Origin of the sequence: Thauera butanivorans NBRC 103042, from assembly GCF_001591165.1 — a bacterium.
Classification (GTDB): domain Bacteria; phylum Pseudomonadota; class Gammaproteobacteria; order Burkholderiales; family Rhodocyclaceae; genus Thauera; species Thauera butanivorans.
This window is the reverse complement of the sequence record NZ_BCUG01000026.1, coordinates 60,110-84,285: the sequence shown is the minus strand read 5'-3', so window position 1 is coordinate 84,285 and position 24,176 is coordinate 60,110. Positions and strand designations below refer to the sequence as shown.

Below are 24,176 nucleotides of genomic sequence, written 5' to 3'. Positions count from 1 at the left end.
CATGTGCGGCATTGCCGGCCTTTTCGACACGCGCGGCAAGCGCGACTTCGATCGCGAACTGATGCTGCGCATGAATGATATCCAACACCATCGCGGCCCGGACGAAGGGGGCTACCACTTCGAGCCCGGTGTCGCGCTGGCGCATCGCCGGCTGTCCATCATCGACCTTGCCACCGGCCAGCAGCCGCTGTTCAACGACGACGGCTCGGTCGCCATCGTTTTCAACGGCGAGATCTACAACTTCCAGGAACTCGTTCCCGAGCTCGAGGCGCTGGGCTACGTGTTCCGCACCCGCAGCGACACCGAGGTCATCGTCCATGCCTGGCAGGCCTGGGGCGAGGACTGCGTGCAGCGCCTGCGCGGCATGTTCGCCTTCGCGATTCACGACCGCAAGCGCGACACGCTGTTCATGGCGCGCGACCGCCTCGCGGTCAAACCGATCTTCTACGCGCTGCTCGACGATGGCACGCTGGCCTTCGGCTCGGAGCTGAAGGTGCTGATGCAGCACCCCGGGCTCGACCGCCGCATCGACCCGCTGGCGGTGGAGGAATATTTCGCCCTGGGCTACGTCGCCGAGCCGCGCACCATCTTCCTCGGCGCGAAGAAGCTCGGGCCGGGCGAATCGCTGTGCATCCGCCGCGGCCAGCCGGTGCCTGAGCCGAAGCAGTACTGGGATGTCCGCTTCACGCTCGACAACCCCATGTCGCTCGACGATGCCATTGCCGAACTCACCGAGCGCCTGCGTGAATCCGTGCGCCTGCGCATGATTTCCGAAGTGCCCTTGGGCGCCTTCCTGTCGGGTGGGGTGGATTCCAGCGCCGTCGTCGCCACCATGGCGGGCTTGTCGGACGAGCCGGTCAATACCTGCTCGATCGGCTTCGACGATCCGAAGTTCAACGAATCCGAATTCGCGCAGATGGTCGCGGACCGCTACCGCACCAATCACTTTGTCGAGATCGTGAAGTCCGACGACTTCGACCTCATCGATACCCTGGCCGCGCTATACGACGAGCCCTACGCCGACAGTTCGGCGATCCCCACCTACCGTGTGTGCCAGCTTGCGCGCAAGAAGGTCACGGTGGCGCTGTCGGGCGATGGCGGCGACGAAAGTTTCGGTGGCTACCGGCGCTATCGTTCGCACCTGATGGAGGAGCGTCTGCGTGCGGCGTTTCCGCAAGCCGTCCGGCAGCCGCTCTTCGGTATGCTGGGCCGCGTCTACCCCAAGGCCGACTGGGCGCCACGCGTGTTCCGCGCCAAGACCACGTTCCAGGCCATGGCGCGCGATTCCGTCGAAGCCTATTTCCACAGCGTGTCGATTCTGCGCGGCGAGATGCGCAGCAAGCTGTTCAGTGCCGATTTCCATCGCAAGCTCGGTGGCTACGATGCGCTCGACGTGTTCCGCCGCCATGCGGCCAAGGCCGACACCGACGATGCACTGGCGCTGATCCAGTACCTGGATCTCAAGACCTATCTGGTCGGAGACATCAACACCAAGGTCGACCGCTCCAGCATGGCGCATTCGCTGGAAGTGCGCGAGCCGCTGATGGATCACAAGCTGGTCGAATGGCTCGCCACCTTGCCGTCCTCGCTGAAGATCCAGGGCAACGAAGGCAAGTACCTGTTCAAGAAGGCCATGGAGCCGTTGTTGCCCAATGACGTGCTCTACAGGCGGAAAATGGGCTTTGCAGTACCACTCGCGCGCTGGTTCCGCGGCCCACTCAAGCAGCGTGTGCAAGAGGCCGTGTTGGGTGACACGCTGGCCGCAACAGGCATGTTCAACCGCGATTACCTGCAGCATCTTGTCGATGCCCATCAGTCGGGTGCGCGCGATTACAGCGCACCTTTGTGGAGTCTGCTGATGTTCGAGGCGTTTACGCGGAATCTGCATCGCGACGACATGTTTCCGACGATTGAACCGGCCGCCGCAGCACTTGCTTGATTTGACCGGCGTCATACATGAGGCGGAAAGATGTGAGTGGACCGACTGAGTGCCACTGAGCATGTCTGCTCGACGCCCACCAAACCCTTTCTCGAGTCGCTCCGAGACCATCCGATGCGTATCCTCCATGTCCTCGATCATTCCATTCCGCTGCACAGCGGCTACACCTTCCGCACTGCGGCCATCCTGCGCGAGCAGCGGGCGCTGGGCTGGGAAACATTTCACCTGACTTCGCCCAAGCAGGGCACGACCGCAGCTGAGGTCGAGGACGTCGACGGGCTGCGCTTCTACCGCAGCAGCGTTCCTGAAGCCGGGCCGGCAGGCATCAACGAATTGCGGCTGATCCGCGCCACCGAAACCCGGCTGGAGCAACTCGCGCGCGAACTCAAGCCGGATGTGCTGCACGCCCATTCGCCGGTGCTCAATGCCATTCCGGCGATCCGGGTCGGCAGGCGGCTGGGTATTCCGGTGGTGTATGAGATTCGTGCCTTCTGGGAAGACGCCGCCGTCGATCACGGCACGACCCCCGAAGGCAGCCTGCGCTACCGTGCCACGCGGGCACTGGAAAGCTGGGCGCTCAAGCGCGTCGATCATGCTTTCACCATCTGTGAAGGTCTGCGGGCCGACATCGTGGCGCGCGGCAACCCGGCAAGCAAGGTCACCGTGATTCCCAACGCGGTCGATGTAGAAGGCTTCCAGCTCTCCGGCGAAGCCGACCCCGAGCTGCGCCGCCAACTCGGCTTGGAAGGTTGCACCACCGTGGGCTTCGTCGGCTCCTTCTATGCCTACGAAGGCCTCGATCTGCTGCTCGATGCTTTTCCCGCGTTGTTGCAGAAGCGCCCTGATCTGCGCCTGCTGCTGGTCGGCGGGGGGCCGCAGGACGCCAATCTCAAGGCTCAGGCACAGCGGCTCGGTGTCGCCGACAAGGTGGTATTCACCGGCCGTGTGCCGCACAGCGAAGTCAGTTGCTACTACGACCAGATCGATCTGCTGGCTTATCCGCGCCATTCGATGCGCCTGACCGAGCTGGTTACGCCGCTCAAGCCGCTGGAGGCGATGGCACAGGGCCGCTTGTTCGTGGCTTCCGACGTTGGTGGCCACAAGGAACTGATCAGCGATGGTGAAACCGGCAAGCTGTTCAAGGCGGGTTCCGCCGATGCCCTTGCCGCGGCGATCGACGACATGCTTGCGCATCGCGGACATTGGCCCGGGATGCGTACCGCAGGCCGTGCTTTCGTCGAGAATGTGCGCAACTGGAAGAACAGCGTGGCCAACTACGTACCGGTCTATCGTCGACTGGTCGAGGGGCAGGGATGAGTGACGTGCGCCCGCCCATTCTCTATCTGGTGCACCGCATCCCCTATCCGCCGAACAAGGGCGACAAGGTGCGCTCCTTCAACATCCTGCGCCAGCTCGCGCAGCGGCACCGGGTCTTCCTCGGCACCTTCGTCGATCATCCCGATGACCGCGTGCATGTCGAGCGGCTCAAGGAATGGTGCGAGGACGTCTGCGCCATCGAGCTGAGCCCGCGCTGGAAGCGCATCGCGAGCCTGCCTGCGCTGCTCGGCAGTGAGGCATTGAGCCTGCCCTATTATCGGGATGCGCGTCTCGCCGAGTGGGTGCGCGCCACCGTGAACCGCGAGCGCATCGCCCGGGCGGTCACCTTCTCGGGGCCGATGGCGCAGTATCTCGAGCCTCTGCGGCTCGAGCGCACGGTGGTCGATTTCTGCGACGTCGATTCCGCCAAATGGACCCAGTATGCGGCCGAGCGTCCCTGGCCCCTGTCCTGGCTCTACCGCCGCGAGGGCGCGCGGCTGCTTGCCTTCGAGCGCGCCGCCGCGCGCCAGGCCGACTGCAGTCTGTTCGTCACCGAAGCCGAGGCCGCGCTGTTCCGGCGCGCGGCCCCGGAAGCTGGCGACAGGGTTTGCGTGATGCAGAACGGGGTCGATTCCACCTATTTTTCGCCCGATGTCGGCTTTGCCTCACCCTATTCGCCCGGTGGCCCGGTGCTGTTGTTTACCGGGGCGATGGATTACTGGCCCAACATCGACGCGGTGAGCTGGTTCGCCAAGGAGATCCTGCCCCTGGTGCGCTCCCGGATCGGTGAGGTTCGCTTCTGGATCGTCGGCATGAACCCGGCGCCGGCGGTGCTCGAACTGGCGGGCGAGGCGGTCACCGTCACCGGCACCGTCCCGGACGTGCGTCCCTACCTCGCCCATGCCGATGTCGTGGTGGCGCCGCTGCGCATCGCGCGCGGCATCCAGAACAAGGTGCTCGAGGCGATGGCGATGGCACGCCCGGTGGTGCTGTCTGCGGCGCCTGCGGTGGGGCTCGCCGCGGAGGACGGCCGGGATTGCGTGGTGGCCGAGGACGCTGCGGCATTCGCCGAAGGCGTGGTCGGCTTGCTGGCCGACGCCAGCGGGCGGCAGGACATGGGGCGCGCGGCGCGCGAATGTGTATTGAAGCACTACAGTTGGCAGGCCCATCTCGGCCTGCTCGACGAAGTCCTCGCCGAGGAGGCGGCCGCGGCCGCCGGAGGGGCGGCATGACGCAGCCCAGGATGTCTGACGCCTCCTCGCCCATGGCCGCGGGCGAAGCCATGCCCACGGTATGTGTCGTGGGGCCGCTGCCGCCGCCGTCCGGAGGTATGGCAAACCAGTGCGAACAGCTCGTTCGCCTGCTCCGCGGTGATGGGCTCGAGGTCGAGCTCGTGCGCCACAATCCGCCCTATCGGCCGCACTGGGTCGGCCGTGTCCCGGTGCTGCGTGCGCTTTTCCGCCTCCTTCCCTACCTGTGGCAGCTATGGGCGGCGGCGGGGCGGGTCGAGGTCATGCACATCCTCGCCAATTCCGGCTGGGCCTGGCATCTTTTCGCCGCGCCCGCGGCCTGGATCGGCCGTGCCCGGGGCGCCGGCGTGATCATCAACTACCGGGGCGGCAATGCCGATCGCTTCTTTGCCAATGCACCGCGTCACGTCCTGAGCACGCTTGCCCGGGCGGATGCGCGGGTCACGCCCTCGGGCTTCCTGCAGCGCGTTTTCGCCCGCTATGGGCTCGAGGCGATGATCGTCCCGAACATCGTCGACCTGTCCCGCTTTCATCTGCGCGAGCGCCCGCTCTTCGGCGATGCCCCTCACCTGATCGTCACCCGCAACCTCGAGCCGATCTACGACATTCCGACCGCGATCCGGGCCTTTGCCATCGTTCGCGAAGCCTTTCCTGGCGCCCGCCTCACGGTCGCCGGCAGCGGGCCGGAGTTGGCGCGGCTGCAGGCCCTGGTGGTGGAACTCGGGTTCGCGCACAGCGTCGATTTCTGCGGCCGGGTGGATAATGCCGACATCCCCTCCCTTTACGATGTGGCCGACTGCATGCTCAACCCGAGTACCGTCGACAACATGCCGATTTCGATTCTGGAGGCTTTCGCCAGCGGCGTGCCGGTCGTCAGCACCGACGCGGGGGGCATTCCTGACGTGGTCGAGCGGGGTGTGTCCGGCCTGCTGGTGCCGGTGGGCGATGCCGAGGCCATGGGCCGGGCGGCAGTCGATATATTGCGCGATCCTGCACTCGCCGGCCGGCTGCGCGCAGCCGGAAGGGAGGCGGCTGGCACTTACGCATGGCCTACCGTACGCGAGCAGTGGTTTCGTCTTTACCGCGCGGTTGCACGCCGCGACCGCGGCTGAATAGAGTCGAGGGTGAGTTCGAATGCGTGACCTGATCCTGCTGATGATCGTCGTTCCGGGGGGGCTGCTGGCGCTCCGGCATCCCTTCGTCGGCGCCATGATGTGGACCTGGTTCAGCATCATGAACCCGCACCGTTTGTCTTGGGGTTTCATGTTCGATGCGCCGGTGGCGATGTTCATCGCCCTCTGCACCCTGGTCGGGTTGCTTGCGTCGAAGGAGAGGCGCAGTCCCTTCATCGGCGCTCCGGTGACCTGGCTGGTGATCCTGATCGGCTGGATGTGCATCACCACGGTGTTCGCCTTCGATACCGCGGCGAGTCTGGGCATGCTCGAGAAGGTGCTGAAGATCGACCTGATGATCCTTGTCACGCTGATGCTGGTTCGGACCAAGCGGGAAATGATGGTATTTGCGTGGGTGCTCGCGCTCTCGGTGGCGTTTTTCGGCGTCAAGGGCGGCATCTTCACTTTGTCTACCGGTGGGGCGTTCCACGTGCGCGGGCCTTCGGGGTCTTACATCGAGGAGAACAACTCGCTGGCGGTGGCGCTGATCATGACCTTGCCCCTGCTCCGCTTCCTTCAGACCACGCTGCACAAGACCTGGCACAAGCACGCGATGACGGCGGCGATGGTGCTCTGCGGGGTGTCGATTCTGGGCTCGCAATCGCGTGGCGCTTTGCTTGGGGTCAGCGCGATGCTGATGCTGCTCTGGTGGCGGGGCAAGAACAAGTTCGCTACGGCGGTCGTCATGCTGCTGTGCGGCGTGGTCTTCTTGTCCTTCATGCCCGACACTTGGTGGGATCGCATGGGCACGCTCCGCACCTACGAGGAGGATCGTTCGGCGATGGGACGCCTCAACGCCTGGTGGATGGCGTTCAACATTGCCAAGGAGAACTTCTTCGGCGGTGGTTTCAGCATCTACAACGAGTTCGTTTATGGTTTGTATGCACCCGATCCGACGATGATCGTGTCGGCCCACAGCATCTACTTCCACATCCTCGGTGAACATGGTTTCGTGGGCCTGATCATCTACCTCTGCCTGTGGCTGTCCACCTGGAGGACTGCCGGCTGGTTGCGCAAGCATGGCCGCGCGCAAGCCGAAACCGAATGGTGTGTCCAACTCGGCTCGATGATTCAGGTGTCCCTGGTCGGTTTCGCCATCGGCGGTGCCTTTCTCAGCCTTGCCTATTTCGACTTGCCCTACAACCTGCTGGCGCTCGCCGTGGCGGCGCGAGTGTGGGTGGCGAGCAAGGGGTGGCAGAGTGAACCCTCCGTCGTGCCCGAGCGGCGTATTTTCGGTATCCCGCTCTTTCTCGGCGATCGCCTCGTCACACCGCAGGGCTCAAGACTTGGACAGGCGTAGCGCGTAGTTGCGCATATCGGCGAGAAAGGGGCCGGGATCGCGCCGATCCCAGAGGTAGTAGCAGGTGTTCGGACGGAGAAAGTCGCTGGCGAAGCGCCACAGCTCCCGGCCTGGCCGGATGCTGAAGAAGGGGTCGCGGATCCTGCCGGGCTGGAAGAGGAGGCGCACCAGACGCTTCACTTCGGTCGATACCATGCGGCAACGCAAGGCCTCGCGCAGTGGCGGCAGCGCCGGTGTGCGGCCGAGTCCCTGCAGGTGGTAGGCGAGGCTGGCGAAGCTGGCGCCGGCCTGCACCGCAAGCGGAAAGCTGCCCCAGAAGCGGCCGTTGATCTCCATCAGCACCGCTTCTCCGGTGGCTTCATCCAGGCGGTACTCCACCATGGCGCAACCTTCCCAGCCGACTGCCTGCAGGAGGGCGACCGAGCGCTCCTGCAGCGCCTGATGCTGCGACAGCGGCACTGCGTCGCAGACGCTGGAAAAGCCGCCCTCCGGTGGCCATTCGGCGATGCGCAGGTGCTGGAAGCGGCGGACCACCCGACCCTCGTGCATGAAGAAGAACTGGCCGAGACCGCGCCCCGGGCAGTATTCCTGGATCAGCGGCCAGATCCCGGCAGCGGCGAAGCGCTCGCCGATCCGGCACAGGCTCGGCGCGTCGGCAGCGTATTCCAGCTTCTGCAAGGCGAGGCCATGCTCGCGCAGGCGGGGCATGGCGGCAATCGGGTCTGCCCACTTCACCACTACTGGATAGTTCAGTTCCGCGCAGGCTGTCTTCCATTCCTCCAGACTCCCGGCAGCGCGGGTGCGAGGTACGCGGATCCCCACGCTTTCTGCCAGCGCCAGGGTCCGGGCCTTGTCGAGCACGCGGGCGAAAGTGTCGGGCTGCGGGGCGATCACCTTGACCGGGCCGAAGGCGTCGCGGTGCGTCATGAGCCACTGCAGGTCGGTCTCCGAAATGCCCAGCAGGATGGCGCCGCCGTATTCCTCGCCAAGTGCGCGGATGCGCTGGACGAGGGCATCGTTGCGGGCCGGCCCGACCACCACGCCGCGCTCGAGGTGGCGCGAAGCGAGCCCGATCGAGCGTTCGCGGCTGGCGAGACCGATGACGCGAACGCCCGCCCGGGCCAGCTCGCGGATCACGCCGACGCCGATCTGGGTTTCGATGCCGAGTACGAAGCACGGCGGATCGCTCGCTAGGGGTGTTTCGCTCATCAATGTTCTTGTCTGTCAGATCGGCAGTCGCCGGGCAGCCTGGCCGGCGAGGCGGCAAAGGGTGGCGAGCCGCCCTGCCTCGGCAAGGGGCATGTTCGCCGGCGCCTTGCCGAAGGTCGGCACTGACCGGAGCCCGGCAGTCGGGAAATCGTCCCGGTTCGCGCCGAGGAATCGGCATAGCCTTTCGAAGCGGCCTGCCACGATGCGATCCGGCTGGCTCGCACCGGCGCGCAGCATCTCGAAGTTGTGGGACAGGATCGTAAAGCAGGGATGGCCGTGTTCGGCCGAGTGCTCGACTGCGTGACGAAGCTCGGCAACGCCGCAGGCCCCCACCTGGGCATGGCGCAGCCGTCCCCTGCCATCGCGAAAGATGCTCATCGGCAGCAGTTGCAGCCCGTCCCGCTCGTACGGGAAGTAGAAATCCCCTTCCGTGCGAACATCCTGGCCGGAATAGGAATAGAGCATGTTGAGGCTCGAATCCACACCGAGGCCGCATGCTTTTACCGCAGCCAGCGTGTCGGCGTTGGCCGCGAAGCTGCCGGCCCGAAAAGCGGTGATCTCCGGGTTTCCCGCTGCGGCAAGCAGGGCCAGGCCACGGCGCATCAACTCGGTCTGCTCCTCGCGCGAATAATGGATCAGGTGCTGGCGCTTGAAGGGTTTGTCGGGGAAGACCGGCGGGCTGATCTCGTCGGTCCATTCAGGGTGCAGATGCATCTGCACCTCCTGGCCCGCATCGCGAATCAAGGCGGTGACTTCCGCGAGATGCTCGACACCGAAGCGCGCGGCGAAGAGCGGCTCGACGAAGAACACGCCCTGCAGGCCATGGCGGTTGAGAATCTCCAGGGTCTTCGGCAGAGCGTAATCGCCGGCCGGCGAACGACCGTAGATGTAACGCCGGAAGGCGCCGGGAAAGCGTTCATCGAGCGCATTCCAGTCGTTGCACCAGATCTCGATATCGAAGGTCAGGAACACATTCATCGCGGGATGCTCGGGCTGCCGGCCCGTTCGAGCTCGGATACCAGATTGACCACGGCGGAGCGGATCACGCTGAAGCAGCTGCGGTAGTATTCGCGCGAGAGCTTTTCCGGGTCGTGGATATGGTAGCGGATGGGGCGCGCCCAGTGACCGAGCAGGGCGATCTGCCCGGGCGGAATGCCGCGGCTCACCAGGCGGTGTGCATGGCGCAGCTCCATCACCAGCAGCAGATCGTCCTCTCGCGGCTCGTACTTGCTGATGTCGGTGGCGGTGTGCTGCTCGAGCGACAGCCCGAACTCGCGTGCAACCTCCTGCGCCATGCTGGTGGCAGGCGCACCGGTAGTTGTTGACAGGCCGATCGAGATGCATTCCGCTGCTTCGTGCGCAGCGACCACATGCGCAAACGCGCTGCGGTTGATGTTGCCGAGACAGACGAAGACGAGACGGCCGACCTTTGGGGGTGCAATGCGGCGGAAGCGGTCGCTCGGGCCGATGATGCCCTCGGCCTGGCCCAGCAGATAGCGTACCCATCCTCGATGCGTCCCGTGATTGGCATCGATCAGGTCTTTCAGGCGTACGAACAGCGAGCTCACTGGCCGCTCTCCGATCGATTTTCCAGTGTGCCCGAGAGGCGGCGAGCTTGCTCGCTTGAGGATCGCTGCAGGCGCGCTACGTTGTACATGGGTGTCATCATGCTGAAGGGGGCTCTGTGGGAAAGACCGGTGCGCCATGCGTGCAATGTCGAACCGCGGCGCGGCATCTTCGCAGCCGCGCCGCCGATCGGCGCGCTTGCCGACCTTGGGGGCCGTGGAGCCTGTGCCATCCAGGTCGGGCAGAAGGTGCATCTGCAACGAAAACGTGAAAGGATACATCGACATCGTACCACCCGTCCTGCATCATTGCCCCCGCTTGACCGCTCGGGACGTGGCCACGGGCGTAATGAGTGAGTTTGGCGCGCTCATCGCGGTTCGTCGTGGGCGATGGCTCTTCGGCGCGCCTGGGCGTCAAGGCAGATGCATTAGTCGACTGGCGGAGGGTGCAGGCCAAGTCCGCCGGCCTGAACATTCACTTCCATTTACCGGGGCGACCATCGACAGGCGCCTCCATCGAGTATCAGTGTGAAGAATCTGGGTTCCAAGGTCGCCGCGGGGGCGGCGTGGATGGTCGGGCTGCGCTTGCTGCAGCGCAGCCTGGGCTTGATCAGCACCGCGGTGCTTGCCCGCTTGCTGGTGCCGGCCGATTTCGGTCTCATCGCGATGGCGCTTTCGGTGGCCGCACTGGTGGAACTCATCACCATCCTCGGCTTCGACCTCGCCTTGATCCGCAAGCAGAATGCGACACGCGAGCATTTCGACACGGCCTGGACGCTTGGCCTCGTTTTCAGGACCGTTGCTGCCTTCGTCATCGTGATTGGCGCCCCGCATGTAGCCGCGTTCTACTCGGAACCGCGGTTGACGGAGGTGATGTACGTTTATGCTGCGATCGCCTTCATCAGCGGGCTCGAGAACATCGGGATCGTTGCTTTCAGGAAGGAGCTCGAGTTCAATCGGGAGTTTCGCTTCCAGTTGGCGAAGAAGCTTCTCGCGGTCGGGGGTACGGTAGCGCTCGCGCTCTATTTCCGCAGCTATTGGGCGCTGGCGCTTGGCACGCTGCTTTCCCAGGTCATCGGCGTCGGCTTGAGCTACGTGATGCATCCGTATCGCCCGAAGCTCCGTGTCAGCGCGTGGCGCGAGATGCTGGGCTTCTCCTCGTGGCTCGTCTTCAACAATTTCACCGTCTATTTGCGCGACAGGGGGGCCGATTTCGTCCTTGGTCGCTTCCTCGGCCCACAACCCCTGGGGGCCTACCGGGTTTCGAATGAGATCGCGTCGTTGCCGACCACGGAACTCTACGGCCCCATCATGAAGGCGGTCTTTCCGGGGTTCTCGAAACTCGTGGATGATCGGCCGGCGCTTCAGCGTGCCTACGTGGCTTCACAAGGCGCGGTCATTGCCGTGACCTTGCCGGCCGCGGTCGGCGTGATCCTGCTTGCCGAACAGATCGTCCAGATCCTGCTGGGCCCGGGCTGGGATGCCGCTGTTCCCTTGATTCAGATCCTCGGCTTGTACGGCGCCACCAAGATCTTCCACGGCAACCGGCACAGCCTGTTCATGGCGCTCGGACGTCCATACTGGGTTGGCATCATGACGGTGCTCGAACTCGCGATAATGTATCCGTTGATGATCTACTGGCTGATGAATGGCCACGGCATCGAGATGGCGGCGTGGGCGAGGGTGCTTGGCTCCGCCCTGACCCTGCCTGCCGGTGTCGGACTGGTCACGCGTGCCTTGGGTCTCGGCCGTTTCGAGCTCATGAAGGTCATGTGGCGCCCCTTGTTGAGCACTGCGGCGATGTCCTTTGCCGTACTGTCCGTGCAGCACGCACTGCCGGAAAGCGGCTCGGCACTGGCGGCGTTCGGCGTGATGGTGGTGTCGGCCCTCGTCGGAGCCTTCGTCTATGTTTTCGTGACGCTGGTCGCATGGCTGATCGTCGGCAGGCCGCAAGGTATCGAACAGCGCTTCCTGAATCACCCCAAGCTCAAACGGCATGTTCCGTCGAACTGGCTCAGCGAGAGGCCGTGACCGAATGGCACGTAGAAGGAGCTGGGTGGTGGCGGTGGACTGCTCAGGACGACGGCGGGCCTCCTTGATGCGACTCCCGCTGTTTCCGGACGGCTCCTCGCCGTCAAGCCCGGGGAGCAGGCATGCCGGTAAAATAATCGGTGTTTCCTTAACGATCTATTCGAGTACGGCAAAATGATTTTGATTAGAGGGGTGATCGGCCCTGGCGGATGCGAGCCGAAGCTGAGCGGCGTGCCAACTGTCGGTGGAAAGTGGGAGCGGGCCGAAGGGGAGGGATGGCAGCTCGAATTCTCGCTCGATCGCTCCGGCCGTGCGATGCGCAGCCAGAAAGGCTTGCTCATTCATGATGGCCGTGTCGATGATTTTGCCGGAGCGTTGAAGGAGCGAAGCGGCTCGTGGCTCCAGGTCGACTGGCCGCAAGCCGGACAGCTGGTGTTTACAACGGATCGCCTGGGGACGATCCCGATCTACTGGGGGCTCAGGGACGGCAGGGCTTTCTTTGCCAGCCGGCTTACCGACATGGTCCGTTTCGGCTTCGACAGCCCGGATGCATTGGGCGTGATGCAGATGGTCATGCTGAATCAGTCAACGGGCGTGCGCACGGTGCTCGAGGGGGTCTCGTTGCTGCCCTGCGCCTCGACGGTGGCACTGTCCGTCCAGGGAACGAGCACGGCCTGCCGCTACTGGACCCCCTTCGTCACTGACGAGGCGGTTGCCAATGAGCAACAGTGGTTGGATGAAGGCCTTGAAGTGATCCGTGAGGCGAACCGGAAGGCGGTGCGGACGGCGATTCCCGGCAAGGTCGCCTGGCCCTTGACCGGCGGCCTCGATTCGCGCGGGAATTCCGGTTGTTGCGCCGACCTGATCGGCCCCGACGACCTGTTCTTCCACGTCGAGGACATGGGTGACTTCGAGTTGCCGATTGCGCGGCGGCTTGCCAGCGTGTACGGCAAGACGGTCCGCGAGTTCCATTCCTCCAAGTCGATGCGCGAAGCTGCACGGTCCGACCTCGATCTCGATTCGGGTGATCTCAACGTGGGGCACTGGCGTTTGCGGGGCACGGCGCAGGAACTCGCCGAAGAGCTCGGCTATTCGTCCACCGTTGATGGCTTCCTGCAGGGCATCCTGATGAACCCGGGCATGTTCTTCCATGAAGGAACTGTGTCGGATGCACGCGAGCGCTGCTTCAAGATGGCCAGTTTCCGTGCAGAGATGTTCAAGCTCGATCTGCAGGGCGCGCTGTTCCGCCAATTTCGTGAAGACTACGAGGCGACCTTTCCAGGTGGCCGTCATGGGCTGGATGCGAGCCAGCAGTTCATCATGGAGAATCGCAGCCGAAGGATGGTCTTCGGCATCGTCCGCTTGAACGCAAACTACCTCGATGTCCGGACTCCGGGAATGGACAGCGGACTCATCGATTATGCAATGCGCTTGCCCTGGAGCCTGCGTAAGGGGGCGATTGCGTACAAGAAAATCATTGGTATGATCGATCCCAGGCTTGCGGCGATCGACCACGACAAGACCGGCCTGCCGCTTACCGCTGGTGCCGAGGTGTCGAGAAAGCGCAAGATTGCGAAGTACGTCACCTACTATGTGAATCGGGTGTGGCCGGGTAAGCCTCTGCTCAAGGGCAAGGAAACTGCGTTCGAGCGGATGTTGCGGGCTGATGAAGCCTTCCGCACGGAAGTTTATGATGTGATTTCCGGGTCCAGCTGGATCGAAGAGATTTTCGGCTGGGACATCATCAAGGTCGTGGAGGGCCAGCGTTTCGGCCGAGGGCTTTCTTTTGACGGGGTCGGTGCGTTGCTGACCATTGCGCTGCTCGAAAGGGCGGGGAAGGATCAGACTCGCAAGTGAAAAGCCGCTGCGTGCCGGGCCGGCGCGCAGCCGACCGGGAAACCCGGCAGCGCCAGCCCGGTCAGGCGCCCGGGCGCGCGCCGCGCTATACCTGCGTGCTCACGCGCCGCCAGTCACGGCGCGGCTGACCTTGCGGACCGCGCGCGACGGCAGATTGCCGAGGAAGCGGCCGAGCGACAGCAGCCAGGGACCCGGGTCGGACAGGCTGGCATAGACGCCACGGATCCGGTGTCGCAGAAGTTGAGCAGGCGCATGTCGCAGCAGCCAGAGCACGGCGCCTGGGTCGCGCTCGCCGTTCATCCACAGATGGCTGCGTCGCTGCGACGGCGTTTGCAGCGGCTGCCGGGTCTGTGCGCGATACTCGATGAGAGTCATGTCGACGCCGTTGGCGGCGCACAGCCCGGCCCAGAAGTCGGTGCGGCCGACGGTCGGCTCGATCACCCAGTAGCGCCCCTGCGGATCCCGCTTGATTTCTAGCGATACCGGACCGGAGAGATTCAGCCCTTCGAAGAAGCGCAATGCGAGTGCGTGCACCTGATCATCCGGTTCGGACACCGCGATCGTGGTATGCCCCATCGGCCGCGAGCGCAGCTTGCGGCCCTCGAAGCGGGCGAGGACGCGGCCTTCGTCCAGATACAGGGCGCCAAAGCGGATCACCGTGTCGTCGCCGGGGATGAACTCCTGCACCACGATCGGCAGGCTGGCTTCCATGCGGGCACGTGCCGCGAGAAATGCCTCGAAGGAGGCCGAGACCTGGGTCTTGAACGCCGAAACCGGCCGGGTCGGCTTGGCGATCACCGGAAAGGCGGTCGATGTAAGCTTCTCCTGCGCCTCGGCAAAGTCCGAGACGAGGACGGATCTGGGATAGTTCAGCCCCGTTTCGCGGCAGCGCGCCTCGATGCGGTCCTTCGCCAGCAGTGGGGCAAGGGTTGCGGCCGCGTGCCCCCAGCTCAGGCGAAAGAGTTCCTCGAGGGTGGCGATGTGCCGACTCACCGTTTCGACCATTCGATCGTTGGTCAGCAGCAGCACCGGCCGCGCAGGCTCGCCGAGTTCCCGCGCGAGCGCAAGCAGCGCATCGATGAGACCATCGCCGTTGATGTCGGCCACAATGCGCACGGATGCGCAGCGGGTGCGTACGCCGGGCAGCGCTGCGTTGGCTTCGAGCGCGACCACCTGGATGCCGTCTCGGTGCAGGCTGCGAGCCATGCCCACGCCGTGTGCACACAGGCCGACCACGACGGCGGTAGAAGATCGGGGGGGTTCGGGCATTTGGTATCCGTGATGTTTTACCGCAATGTGGCTCGGCGTATTCTGTCACGAGAAGAGAGATTATACTCACGCGTTATTGCAGTGCAGCGCAGATCCGCACGTTTGGGAGTTGATGTTGAATATTCAAGCAGAAATCCTGTCCATCCTGGACGAAATCCTCAGCCTCCAAGGCCGCTCGGCGGCCATGACACCGGAAACTCCTTTGCTCGGAGCGGTGCCTGAACTCGACTCGATGGCCGTAGTCGGCGTGATCGGGGCGATCGAGGAGCGTTTCGGGATCTTCTTCGACGACGACGAGATCGACGGTCAGACCTTCGCGACCGTTGGTTCGCTGATCGAGGCGGTCGGGCTCAAAATCGCCGCCTGAGGCGCGCATGCCGGCGGTAATCGAAGCTTTCCATCTCCCCACGCCGACAGGTTTTCGTTTCTGCCTTTTGCGTCGTCCTGCCTGCGGCGAGTCCGGGCGCGGAACCGTCATTCATGTCCCTGCCTTTGCCGAAGAGTTGAACAAGTCGCGCCACATGATTGCGCTGGCGGCCGAAGCCTGGGCGCAACAAGGCTGGAATGTCCTTCAACTCGACCTGGGTGGTTGTGGCGACAGCGAAGGCGAGTTCGGCGAGGCGAACTGGGAAGGCTGGCTTGAGGACGTACGACTTGCCCATGAATGGGCGGAGCGCCACTGTGAGGGGCCGGTCTGGCTCTGGGGCTTGCGTCTCGGTGCATTGCTGGCCTGTGAGGCGGCAGCTCGGTGGCGTCTCGACTGCGGTCTGCTGATGTGGCAAGCGGTGCTGAGCGGAAAACAGCATCTGCAGCAGTTCCTGCGCTTGTGGCAGGCGGCGAGGATCATGGGCAAGGCCGGCGTAGCGCAGGAGGCCTCGCCGCAGCAGCGGCTCGCGGCGGGCCAGGCCGTCGAGGTCGCCGGCTACGAGCTTGCGCCAGCGCTCGCCGTCGGCATGGAGCGGGCACAGTTCGATGCGATCCATGCACCACACGGAGTGCATTGGTTCCAGATCTCCGCTGCGGCGACCACCGTATCGCCTGTGATCGAACGCCTGGTCGCGAAGTGGCAGGCGGCCGGGGTGGCGGTGAGCATGCATGCGGTGAGCGGGCCCCCGTTCTGGCAGACCCAGGAAATCGAACTCGCGCCGGAGTTGCTCGCTGCCTCGGCTGCGGCACTGACCGGGAAGGCTGCAGCATGAGCGAACTGCCACTGGTGTTCCATTGCGAAGGCTCGCCCCTGGTCGGAGTGCTCAGTCGGCCGGATCGGCCGGTGCGCCTGGGCGTGCTGATCGTCGTCGGCGGCCCGCAGTACCGGGCCGGCAGCCACCGGCAGTTCGTTTCGCTGGCCCGCGCGCTGGCGGCCGGCGGTTTTGCCTGCCTGCGCTTCGACTACCGTGGCATGGGCGACAGTGCCGCTCCGCAACGCCGCTTCGAGAGCGTGGACGCCGACCTGAAGGCGGCGATCGATGCCTTGTTCGAGGCTGTGCCGGAACTGGATGGTGTCGTCCTGTGGGGGTTGTGCGACGGGGCATCAGCGGCGCTGATGTATGCACCGCTGGATGTGCGAGTGGAAGGGGTGGTTGCGCTAAATCCATGGGTGCGCACCGAGGCCTCGCTTGCTGCGGCACGGATCGATCATTATTACAAGGGCAAACTGCTTTCTGTGCAGTTCTGGCGACGCCTGTTCGGCGGCGAAGTCAGGGTCGGGCACGCGCTCGCCGGGCTGGCTGGGGCACTGAAGCAGCGGCTGAAGGGAAAAGCGCGTAATGCAGCCCGTGGCTCAGCCCCAGCACGTACCTTCATCGAACGCATGGGCGAAGGCTGGCAGCGGCTGCGTGGCCGCGTGCTGGTGGGGCTCAGCGGCAATGATCTCACCGCGCGTGAATTCGCCGATTTCTGCCACGCGCACCCCATGTGGCGCGAGGCGGTCGAGCCGGGGCCGAACTTTTTCGAGCTTGCGGATGCCGACCATACTTTCTCCTCCCGTGACTGGAAGCACGCCATCGAGCAGAGGACGCTCGACTGGTTGCGGGCGCGCCTTGCATCATCCGTGACTCAGCCCTGCGACGAGCCGCATGCCGCGCAGGGGGTCGTACAATTTCAGAGGTCAGCATGAGCATCACCGGTCTTGTGAGCGTCGTCATTCCCGCCTACAACGTCGCCTCACACATTGCCGAGGCGATCGACAGCGTCCTGGCGCAGGACTATCCCCAGGTCGAGATCATCGTCGTCGATGATGGCTCGAAGGACGATACCGTCGAGGTCGTCGCCACCCGCTATCCGCAGGTCTCCCTGATCCGCAAGGAGAACGGCGGCGCGGCCACTGCGCGAAACGCAGGGATCCGTGCGGCCCGCGGCGAGTTCGTCGCCTTTCTCGACGCCGACGATATCTGGCTGCCGGGCAAGCTCACGGCGCAGATCGACTACTTCCGCGCCCATCCCGCTGTGGCGATGAACTGCACCGGCTTTTCGCAATGGGTGTCGGACGAGAAGGGCGTGTTTCCGGATCCTTCCTCGGTGATTCCCGATCAGGGGAAAGTGCCGGTGGATGCGATCGACAGCGAGTTCTCGGGCTGGGTCTACCACAAGCTGCTGTTGCGCAATTTCGTATGGACCACGACGGTGATCATGCGCCGCAGCCTGATCGACAAGATCGGCCTCTACGATGAGCATTTCCGCTTGGGCCAAGATTACGAATATTTCCTGCGAGCCTCGCGGGAAACCGAAATCCATCGCCTGTCGCGTGCCTATGCGCTTTATCGTCAGCATCCGGGCAGCGCGACCGCAGTCGGGCGGGATCACAACTATGCCGCAGACGTCATCGGGCGGGCGCGGGCGAAGTGGGGGCTGGCCAGTCCGAACGGCGAAGCGATCACGGAGTCCGAGATCCGCGAGCGCCTGCACAAGATTCACTTCATGTGCGGGTATCTTTTCCTGAAGCGCGGAATGGCCGCCAAGGCGCTCGACGAATTCCGCTCTGCCGTGAAGGAAAAACCGCTCCACCTGAAATCCTGGGCTTATGTTGCGGTTTCTGCATTGGCTGATCTGCGGGCTCGCTTCGGCAAGGCGGAAGCCCTCAAAGTCTGATCCAGAAGGGGGCGAAACGCTTCACCGCGAGGTGTGGCGGTAGAGTAGTGGCGCTCTCTGGTGGAGCCAGAGAACCGCTCCTAGCTCGTCGATCGGTGCGGGTACGACGTAGCCGTATTCCCCGAATGGCCAGTTTTCCTTGGTCCAGGTACGTATGCGTTTCCACTCGTGGCTATCTGGATTCATCTCCCAGAGCTCTCGTTCCTCGGTAATCAGGTAAAGGTAGTTTCCGGATACCGGGTCGTAAAAAAGATCGCTGTTCCTGATCGTCATCTTGAACGGAGCATCCGGGAGATGCTTCAGTTCGCCATTTCGCGTGATCAGGTCGACTTTCTGCATCGTGTGCGATCCGCCCGCGATGAGAAGATCTCCGCGCTTTTCGTTGTATTGCATTTGTGAATGGTAGCCGTGGACGGCCGAGCGACCCAAATTCTTCCATGCCTTGCCGTCAAATCCCCACAGTTGATGGCCTTTCCCCGTTCGATCGAGCAGAATCAGCATCTTCATTCCGCGATGCCACTCCATCGAGACCGCAGCCACGGTCTTCTCGCCGCCGCTCGGTAGATCCGGTAGGCGCTCCCAGCGCTTCTGGTCGATGAGGTAGCGGTAAAGCCCCTTCGAGTAACCGTCAACGAGGGACAAGTGGTAGTAATGACCGTTCTCCCAGTCGAGCGCATTGCGGCCGTAGGGGCGGCCGAACTGCTCAAACTGTGGAGGGGGTTCTCCCGCCCAGCCGAGTTCTTCCCAAGTATTCGTCCGCGCATCGTAGCTGATGAACTTCTTGTGCTGCCTTTTCCCTAGAAAGAATACCTTCTGGCGCTTGGGATCCCAGTGGGCGGTATCCGTCCAGCCGTCGATCTCGAGCTTGCGCCCGTCGGCGACCTCGACCCGCATGAAATCGTGCAAGCGCTTGTATTTCGGAGGGACCACGGTTTCGAGCCGGCCGAACTCGCCTGGCTGGAGCGATTGGGCGAGGCGGCCAATTTCGGTCTGTTCGAGCGATGTGGTGGCGGATGCGCCCATCGACAGGATGCTGCAGGCGATCAGTGCCGCGACTCTTGTCAGTTTCTTCAATGTCACTGCGCGTGCTCCTTCCTTCAGGGGGCCGCTGTAGCTTGCAGCGCGGAAATGGACGATGGTGGGTCGCCCCTTTTGAGCTGAAACATCCAGGTGCTGCGTCCCTGCGCAAGCACTTGTGGTGCCAGTGCCCGCGCCGGGAGCTCAGACAAGGATGAAGGCGGCAAACTGTCGATCCAGATGGAAGAGTGCTCGCCTGCTTCGCCTGGGCCAGCCGTTATCCATTCGGTGAGCGCCTTCCCTGTCGTATGCCCCAAAGGGTTCAGATATACGACGTCGTCCAAGACCCCGTTATCGAGGTCCAGGTTAACTGCAATGGCGAGCCCGGTCCGTGAGAAATTGATCTCCAAATGTGCCGTGAGCCGCTCGAGTTTCCGGCGGCGAAGCGCCGTCTTGCGACCGAGCGCTCCTCCCAGAATACGCCAGTCCAGCGTGGCGAGAGCGCGTTGCCAGGGAGTTCCGGGTGTTGGACGAAAGAGCTCGTTTGGCTGGCCCATGAGCGCTATGGTCGTCATCGCCGCACTTTCTGAGATCGCAACACGCTCGAAACTGTCGATCGCGTAGATCGTATCTCGCACCTTCAACAACGGTGTCCATCCTGCGAGCACTGGCGAGGTGGTCAGTGCCTTGCGCGCCGTCCTGACAGGCGGGGCCGCCAGCGGAGGGCCGTCTCGAAGGCGAAGATGGATGAGTACCCCCCCCGCGTAGCGGAAATCGGCTTCGTTGCGGCTGTAGGCCTGGGGAGGCTGCCCCCGGGTCGAAACCAGGGCGTTCAGCCCGTCTTCGGTCCGAAGGTAGGCCAGTCCAGCCTCCTCATCGTGGAACAGGCCCGTGCGTGCTGCCGTCCAGCGCGTGTCGCAGAGCGGAGTGGGGCGCGCACGCCTGTCCTTGAGGGTGCGCGCGGCAGCGATGATCGCGGCCGCCCAGGCGTTGTAGACCGACAGGTGCATGTAGCCGTCCCAGCTCGCCGTGCCCGACCGGGGGCCCGCAGGAGTCAGCCAGAGCAGGCCGTCGGGACGATGCTGGGCTTCAAGGCGATCACATAGCGCGGCGATCGGCTGCTGCCAGACATCGTCCTCGCTGCCCATCAGGATCAGGCTCGCGATCAGGCAGCCGTCGCCGAACAGCCCATGTGTGGTACGACCGAAGCCGCCAGCGTAGCCTGCCGGATCCCAGCAATGCACCAGCCAGTCGAGCATGCGACAGGCATGATGAGCGAGTTCCGCATCGTCGTGGAACCAGCAGGCCAGGGCGGTGAGATAGAGCGCCTTATGATGGTAGGCGAGTGGTGTCGAGAAGTGCTCGCGCGGCTTCGCAGGGAAATCGATGAAGCCGCCCTTGGTCGTTGTCCAGCGCTCGAGCAGCTTGCATAGGCGACGGCTTTCGAGCGCCTTGCGGTGGGCGGGCGCCTCGATCAGGCGGCAGGTCTGTGCGAGCAGCGACCAGTTGTTCGAGGGGTAGCGGCGGCGCAGGCGGCAGCGGGCAAGGCCGGCCTCGATCATCGCCTCGTCGCTCGCAGTGAGGCCGCGCCCGGCGAGCACGATGCGCAACAGCAGCAGCGCGAGCCGGTTGAAGGGCAGATGTCCCAGACGTTTGGCGTCGAGCGCGAGCCAGGCTTGCAGTGCCTTCCGGCCGACTGCCCAGTCGTTCTCACTGCGGCAGGCGAGCGCGAGGGCCGCGTACAGTTGGCCGTAGTGGTCGGCCGGGCTGGGCTTGTCGTCGGCCGGATCGAACAAGCCGATGCCGGGCCGGATCTGCTCGCCCAGCGCAGCGGTGAGTCGATTGAGCAGGGAATCGAGCGCCGCGTTCGCCACCATCCTCAGCCGCCCACTCCATGAGGAAGCACCAGGCTGCGCAGCAGGCGCAGGCCGAAGCGGGCGGGTGTCTCGTCCCACGGCGTGAAGCGTGGCAGTTCGTGGATGCCGCTGTGACGGTCGGCCGCCGCCGGGCGGGTCGACACCGCCGCTTCGAAGCCGCAGCCGGCGACGATGTCTGCATGGGTGCCATCGTAATCCTTCACCGGCCGGCCGTTGGGATAGGCGAAAACACGCATCGGCTCACCGAGCAGGGCCTCGAGCTTTTCCTTGCCGAGCTGGATCTCGTGCCGGGCCTCGTCCGCCGTCTGCCGTGCAAGGATCGGGTGGGTGTCGGTATGACCGCCGATCTCCATGCCGGCGGCGTGAAGCGCGCGCAGTTGGTCGCTGCTCATCATCAGATCGTCCGGCAGCCGGATGCCGAAGTCGGCGGCGAGCTTTTCCACCGCCGGCAGGCGCTGCTCGGGCGGCTGGTACTTGAAATGGCCGATCAGCCTGCTCATCAGTGCGCGACGGTCCTGCACCGTGTCGACCGAGTGCACGCCGAGGCCGATCGAGCTCAGGTCGCAGGGACCGGACGGCACCGCCTTGGCGAACTCGATCAGGGTGTCGTTGAACATCCGTCCGCCGTCGAGGTAGGCGGTGGCGATGAAGAAGGTGCTGGACAGGCCGAACTCGCGCAGGATCGGCAGGGCGACGGTGAAATTGTCGGCGTAGCCGTCGTCGAAGGTGATGCAGGCTGCGCGCGGCGGCAGGCTCCCCTCACGCAGCCGGTGTGCCGCCTCGCGCAGTGACAGTACGTTGAAGTGGCTGGCGAGCAGGCCCATCTGCCAGCGAAAGGTGCCGGCATCCGGGTCGCCGGTGCGCAGCGGGTCGGGGGTGGGTAGCACACGGTGGTAGATCAGGATGGAAAGCTTGCCCCGCTTGCCGCCGGGTGAGGCCAGACCGAGTGCGGTCTTGAGGCCGGGAACGGTGATTGTGGTACGCGTCATGCCATTACCTCGCCGGATGTGGACTGAGCTGGTGCGGCGGGTTCGACCTTGCACACGATATGGCGAAACTTGCCGTTGCCTTCGGCGTGGATTTCGGCGACCTGCTCGATATCCACCTGCAGCGACGTCCCCAGCAGGTTGCGCAGGTGCTGGGCGAGACCGTCCAGCGAGGGGGCCGGCAGGGGCGCGCTGGCGGAGAGACGGACGCTTACCCGCTCGCGCGCTTCCTGCACGATGCGGTAGGCCTCGAGGCCCGGGAGTTCGCGCAGGGCGTGGTTGACCGCACTGCCGTGCACCCAACTGCCGTCGAGCGCGACCAGGCCGTCATTGGCACGCCCGCTGAGGTGCTCGATGAGCGGCAGGCCGCGTCCGCAGGGGCACGGGCGGTTGCTCAGGACGCCGCGATCGCCGGTGCGGTAGCGGATGAAGGGAAACTCGGGGCCGGCGAGGTTGGTGACCAGGATGTCGCCCTCCACACCTGCGGGCACGGGGTGTCCGGCCTCGTCCACGATCTCGACGATCACTTCCTCCGCCGTGATGTGCAATCCGCCATGTGGACATTCGCGTGCGATGAAACCGGCATCGCGCGCGCCGTATTCGTTGGCGACGCCGCAGCCGAAGACTTCGCTGATGACCTTGCGCCATTCGGGGCGAAGGACTTCCGAGGTGCAGAAGGCGACGCGAATGCCGAGGTCGTCCATGCGGCGGCCTTGCTCGCGTGCCCTGAAGGCAACGCGCGAGAGCGCCGAAGGGTAGCCGAACAGCATCGCAGGGCGAAATTCACGCATTTCGTCGAGGATCGCGTCGAGGCGGCCGGGATTGAGGTCGCGGGCCGGAACGAGGCGCGAGCGCAGCACGCGGTCGCGCAGGGCGCGGAGGCGGTCCTGTGTGGCGGCTTCGAGCGGCGAACCCCACAGCACCAACTCGCGGTCGCCGATGTCTACGTTCCACCAGCGCGTCGCCCGCCACTTTGCCGCGATGTCGAAGCTGATGCGGTGCTTGCCGAGCAGGAAATGGAGCGGCTCGCCGGAAGAGCCGCTGGTGGAGTGGCGTGCAAGGCCCTGCGCCCCTTCCGCCTGCCAATCTGCCGAGTGAGCACGTATGAGCGCCTTGTCGGTGGGCGGCAGCAGTGCAAGCGCCTCGCGCGTGCCGAAGTCGGCAATGTCGAGCCCGTTTTTGCGAAAGTGTTCACGGAAGTAGGGAACACGTGCGGAAACCGATGCAAGAAGCTCGCGCAACCGAGCAAGCTGCATGGCTTCGAGCTGCTCCCGTTTGTGCCACTGGCTCTGCTCCAGTTCGCCGAGGATGGCACGTGTGTCGTGCCGCTTGAGGTGTTCGTGAAGTGGAAACAGCAGCCTGCTGACCAGCGAGGTGTACAAGGTCATGGATGGATCTTGGATTGGTTTCGTTACGTCGGGCTGGCGCACCGTCGGCCTATTGTATGATGGTCGGCAAATCTGGCGGGTAGGAATTCCTACTCGACCGCCATCATAATTTGGAAACGGAGTTGAAGATGACCAACCTAAGCCGACACGCCCGAGCGTGGATCGTCTCGGTTGTGCTTTGCGCGGCATCGCCGTTTGCATTCGGCCAGACGGCATGTGCCGACCCATTCTCCGACGGTTCTTCGCCGGCGGACTACCGGACGGCATCGGAGGCGGCGCGGCGGCTCGTCGAACGTGTACATTTCACTGACGATGTGAGGATGATGCGGCGGGGCGGGTCCACCAACCAGATCGCCGCCGATATCGCCTACACCTTGCGGAAATTTCCCAATCACCATGAGGCGCTGATGACGATGGGAAACTATTCGTTTAAGGTGAAGCTCAACCCGCCTCCTGGTGCTCAATACACCGTGGAATGCTGGTTCGATCGTGCGTTGCGCTTCGCGCCCGACGACGCGATGGTCAAGACGGTCTATGGTCTCTATCTCATCAAGCGTAACAAGCACAACGATGCCATCGCGCAACTCGAAGCGGCGCTGGCGCAGGCGGGCGACAATGCCAATGTGCATTACAACCTCGGTCTGGCGTATTTCGATCTCAAACAGTATGACAAAGCCCTGGCGAATGCCCATGCAGCGTACCGGATGGGTTTTCCCTTGCCTGGCCTGAAGAACAAGCTGGTGCGTGTCGGTGCATGGCGCGAGCCCTGAGTCAACCGTGCCATGGGTATGGTGGGTTTGCGTGCGCAAGTTGGTGCCAATGTCCCTGCCGTTACCGAGGGTTTCGGTCACGTCGGCAAGCTCGTTCATGAGGCTTAACTCATAGAGGTAAGCCCCCGGCTGTGCCGGGGGA

20 protein-coding genes are annotated in these 24,176 nt (G+C 64.2%); 12 read left to right on the top strand and 8 right to left on the bottom strand.

Translation table 11 applies throughout. The features are described from left to right. The first annotated feature begins 1 nt into the window (after position 1). From TBU01S_RS12225 to TBU01S_RS12205, 5 genes are all read left to right on the top strand, one after another. Positions 2–1,939 carry an XrtA/PEP-CTERM system amidotransferase gene (locus TBU01S_RS12225; RefSeq protein ID WP_068636905.1) on the top strand — a complete coding sequence of 646 codons (1,938 nt, stop codon included), beginning with the start codon at positions 2–4 and terminating at the stop codon, positions 1,937–1,939. A 114-nt stretch (positions 1,940–2,053) separates the two neighbouring features. After that, positions 2,054–3,256: a TIGR04063 family PEP-CTERM/XrtA system glycosyltransferase gene (locus TBU01S_RS12220; protein ID WP_068636904.1), complete on the top strand. Its 1,203-nt coding sequence runs from the start codon at positions 2,054–2,056 to the stop codon at positions 3,254–3,256. Beyond that, the gene (locus tag TBU01S_RS12215; RefSeq protein WP_068636903.1) at positions 3,253–4,488 is read left to right on the top strand and encodes a TIGR03087 family PEP-CTERM/XrtA system glycosyltransferase; all 1,236 of its coding nucleotides are present in this window, start codon (positions 3,253–3,255) and stop codon (positions 4,486–4,488) included. The genes TBU01S_RS12220 and TBU01S_RS12215 overlap by 4 nt, the downstream gene beginning before the upstream one ends. After that, on the top strand, positions 4,485–5,618 hold the full coding sequence (locus TBU01S_RS12210; protein WP_245650912.1) for a glycosyltransferase family 4 protein: 1,134 nt from the start codon (positions 4,485–4,487) through the stop codon (positions 5,616–5,618). The genes TBU01S_RS12215 and TBU01S_RS12210 overlap by 4 nt, the downstream gene beginning before the upstream one ends. Before the next feature lie 22 nt (positions 5,619–5,640). Beyond that, on the top strand, positions 5,641–6,978 hold the full coding sequence (locus TBU01S_RS12205) for a putative O-glycosylation ligase, exosortase A system-associated (RefSeq protein ID WP_068636901.1): 1,338 nt from the start codon (positions 5,641–5,643) through the stop codon (positions 6,976–6,978). On the opposite strand, the gene TBU01S_RS12200 is transcribed toward TBU01S_RS12205, so the two are convergent. From TBU01S_RS12200 to TBU01S_RS12190, 3 genes are read right to left on the bottom strand one after another with little or no spacing between them, the layout of a single operon-like run. Then, positions 6,958–8,187, bottom strand: coding sequence for a carboxylate--amine ligase (locus tag TBU01S_RS12200; RefSeq protein WP_068636900.1), 1,230 nt, complete (start codon positions 8,185–8,187; stop codon positions 6,958–6,960). The two genes, TBU01S_RS12205 and TBU01S_RS12200, sit on opposite strands and share 21 nt — an antisense overlap. Positions 8,188–8,202: 15 nt before the next feature. Continuing rightward, entirely contained in the window at positions 8,203–9,165 is a 963-nt protein-coding gene (locus TBU01S_RS12195; RefSeq protein WP_068636899.1) for a polysaccharide deacetylase family protein, read from the bottom strand. Then, the gene (locus TBU01S_RS12190) at positions 9,162–10,040 is read right to left on the bottom strand and encodes an arsenate-mycothiol transferase ArsC (protein WP_083953593.1); all 879 of its coding nucleotides are present in this window, start codon (positions 10,038–10,040) and stop codon (positions 9,162–9,164) included. Before TBU01S_RS12190 ends, TBU01S_RS12195 begins: the two co-directional genes overlap by 4 nt. A gap of 240 nt (positions 10,041–10,280) precedes the next feature. On the opposite strand from TBU01S_RS12190, the gene TBU01S_RS12185 reads away from it, so the two are divergent. Beyond that, a complete protein-coding gene (locus TBU01S_RS12185) occupies positions 10,281–11,783 on the top strand; it encodes a lipopolysaccharide biosynthesis protein (RefSeq protein ID WP_068636897.1) in 1,503 nt (500 codons plus the stop codon). 174 nt (positions 11,784–11,957) lie between these two features. Beyond that, positions 11,958–13,640 (top strand): asparagine synthetase B family protein, encoded by a 1,683-nt coding sequence (locus TBU01S_RS12180; protein ID WP_068636896.1) that lies wholly within the window; start codon positions 11,958–11,960, stop codon positions 13,638–13,640. A gap of 99 nt (positions 13,641–13,739) precedes the next feature. Here TBU01S_RS12180 and TBU01S_RS12175 read toward each other — a convergent pair whose 3' ends face one another. After that, positions 13,740–14,909, bottom strand: a complete 1,170-nt coding sequence (locus tag TBU01S_RS12175; RefSeq protein WP_068636895.1) for a carboxylate--amine ligase — start codon at positions 14,907–14,909, stop codon at positions 13,740–13,742. A gap of 112 nt (positions 14,910–15,021) precedes the next feature. Between TBU01S_RS12175 and TBU01S_RS12170 the strand changes: the two genes are divergently transcribed. Genes TBU01S_RS12170 through TBU01S_RS12155 form a run of 4 tightly spaced genes read left to right on the top strand, consistent with a single transcriptional unit; the run spans position 15,022 to position 17,996 of the window. Beyond that, positions 15,022–15,276, top strand: coding sequence for an acyl carrier protein (locus TBU01S_RS12170; RefSeq protein ID WP_068636917.1), 255 nt, complete (start codon positions 15,022–15,024; stop codon positions 15,274–15,276). A gap of 7 nt (positions 15,277–15,283) precedes the next feature. Next, a complete protein-coding gene (locus TBU01S_RS12165) occupies positions 15,284–16,108 on the top strand; it encodes a hydrolase 2, exosortase A system-associated (RefSeq protein WP_068636894.1) in 825 nt (274 codons plus the stop codon). Continuing rightward, complete coding sequence (locus TBU01S_RS12160) at positions 16,105–17,025, top strand: hydrolase 1, exosortase A system-associated (RefSeq protein WP_083953592.1); 921 nt, start codon at positions 16,105–16,107, stop codon at positions 17,023–17,025. Before TBU01S_RS12165 ends, TBU01S_RS12160 begins: the two co-directional genes overlap by 4 nt. Next, positions 17,022–17,996, top strand: a complete 975-nt coding sequence (locus TBU01S_RS12155) for a glycosyltransferase family 2 protein (protein ID WP_083953591.1) — start codon at positions 17,022–17,024, stop codon at positions 17,994–17,996. The genes TBU01S_RS12160 and TBU01S_RS12155 overlap by 4 nt, the downstream gene beginning before the upstream one ends. 21 nt (positions 17,997–18,017) lie before the next feature. Here the strand turns inward: TBU01S_RS12155 and TBU01S_RS12150 are convergent, their stop codons facing one another. The 4 genes from TBU01S_RS12150 to TBU01S_RS12135 are packed head-to-tail and all read right to left on the bottom strand — an operon-like array spanning position 18,018 to position 23,264. Beyond that, positions 18,018–19,076 carry a hypothetical protein gene (locus TBU01S_RS12150; protein ID WP_068636892.1) on the bottom strand — a complete coding sequence of 353 codons (1,059 nt, stop codon included), beginning with the start codon at positions 19,074–19,076 and terminating at the stop codon, positions 18,018–18,020. Positions 19,077–19,093: 17 nt separating this feature from the next. Then, positions 19,094–20,890, bottom strand: coding sequence for a hypothetical protein (locus TBU01S_RS12145; protein ID WP_068636891.1), 1,797 nt, complete (start codon positions 20,888–20,890; stop codon positions 19,094–19,096). A 2-nt stretch (positions 20,891–20,892) separates the two neighbouring features. Next, positions 20,893–21,879 carry a polysaccharide deacetylase family protein gene (locus tag TBU01S_RS12140; RefSeq protein ID WP_068636890.1) on the bottom strand — a complete coding sequence of 329 codons (987 nt, stop codon included), beginning with the start codon at positions 21,877–21,879 and terminating at the stop codon, positions 20,893–20,895. After that, the gene (locus tag TBU01S_RS12135) at positions 21,876–23,264 is read right to left on the bottom strand and encodes a phenylacetate--CoA ligase family protein (RefSeq protein ID WP_068636889.1); all 1,389 of its coding nucleotides are present in this window, start codon (positions 23,262–23,264) and stop codon (positions 21,876–21,878) included. The genes TBU01S_RS12140 and TBU01S_RS12135 overlap by 4 nt, the downstream gene beginning before the upstream one ends. Before the next feature lie 128 nt (positions 23,265–23,392). Here TBU01S_RS12135 and TBU01S_RS12130 point away from each other — a divergent pair, with 128 nt between their 5' ends. After that, positions 23,393–24,034: a tetratricopeptide repeat protein gene (locus TBU01S_RS12130; protein ID WP_083953590.1), complete on the top strand. Its 642-nt coding sequence runs from the start codon at positions 23,393–23,395 to the stop codon at positions 24,032–24,034. Positions 24,035–24,176: the final 142 nt, after the last annotated feature.

Bases quoted from the DNA above. Each gene is read 5' to 3' on its own strand.
- TBU01S_RS12225 (WP_068636905.1), top strand. From the start codon at position 2: ATGTGCGGCATTGCCGGCCTTTTCGACACGCGCGGCAAGCGCGACTTC.
- TBU01S_RS12220 (WP_068636904.1), top strand. From the start codon at position 2,054: ATGCGTATCCTCCATGTCCTCGATCATTCCATTCCGCTGCACAGCGGC.
- TBU01S_RS12215 (WP_068636903.1), top strand. From the start codon at position 3,253: ATGAGTGACGTGCGCCCGCCCATTCTCTATCTGGTGCACCGCATCCCC.
- TBU01S_RS12210 (WP_245650912.1), top strand. From the start codon at position 4,485: ATGACGCAGCCCAGGATGTCTGACGCCTCCTCGCCCATGGCCGCGGGC.
- TBU01S_RS12205 (WP_068636901.1), top strand. From the start codon at position 5,641: ATGCGTGACCTGATCCTGCTGATGATCGTCGTTCCGGGGGGGCTGCTG.
- TBU01S_RS12200 (WP_068636900.1), bottom strand. From the start codon at position 8,187: ATGAGCGAAACACCCCTAGCGAGCGATCCGCCGTGCTTCGTACTCGGC.
- TBU01S_RS12195 (WP_068636899.1), bottom strand. From the start codon at position 9,165: ATGAATGTGTTCCTGACCTTCGATATCGAGATCTGGTGCAACGACTGG.
- TBU01S_RS12190 (WP_083953593.1), bottom strand. From the start codon at position 10,040: ATGTCGATGTATCCTTTCACGTTTTCGTTGCAGATGCACCTTCTGCCC.
- TBU01S_RS12180 (WP_068636896.1), top strand. From the start codon at position 11,958: ATGATTTTGATTAGAGGGGTGATCGGCCCTGGCGGATGCGAGCCGAAG.
- TBU01S_RS12175 (WP_068636895.1), bottom strand. From the start codon at position 14,909: ATGCCCGAACCCCCCCGATCTTCTACCGCCGTCGTGGTCGGCCTGTGT.
- TBU01S_RS12170 (WP_068636917.1), top strand. From the start codon at position 15,022: ATGTTGAATATTCAAGCAGAAATCCTGTCCATCCTGGACGAAATCCTC.
- TBU01S_RS12165 (WP_068636894.1), top strand. From the start codon at position 15,284: ATGCCGGCGGTAATCGAAGCTTTCCATCTCCCCACGCCGACAGGTTTT.
- TBU01S_RS12160 (WP_083953592.1), top strand. From the start codon at position 16,105: ATGAGCGAACTGCCACTGGTGTTCCATTGCGAAGGCTCGCCCCTGGTC.
- TBU01S_RS12155 (WP_083953591.1), top strand. From the start codon at position 17,022: ATGAGCATCACCGGTCTTGTGAGCGTCGTCATTCCCGCCTACAACGTC.
- TBU01S_RS12145 (WP_068636891.1), bottom strand. From the start codon at position 20,890: ATGGTGGCGAACGCGGCGCTCGATTCCCTGCTCAATCGACTCACCGCT.
- TBU01S_RS12140 (WP_068636890.1), bottom strand. From the start codon at position 21,879: ATGACGCGTACCACAATCACCGTTCCCGGCCTCAAGACCGCACTCGGT.
- TBU01S_RS12135 (WP_068636889.1), bottom strand. From the start codon at position 23,264: ATGACCTTGTACACCTCGCTGGTCAGCAGGCTGCTGTTTCCACTTCAC.
- TBU01S_RS12130 (WP_083953590.1), top strand. From the start codon at position 23,393: ATGACCAACCTAAGCCGACACGCCCGAGCGTGGATCGTCTCGGTTGTG.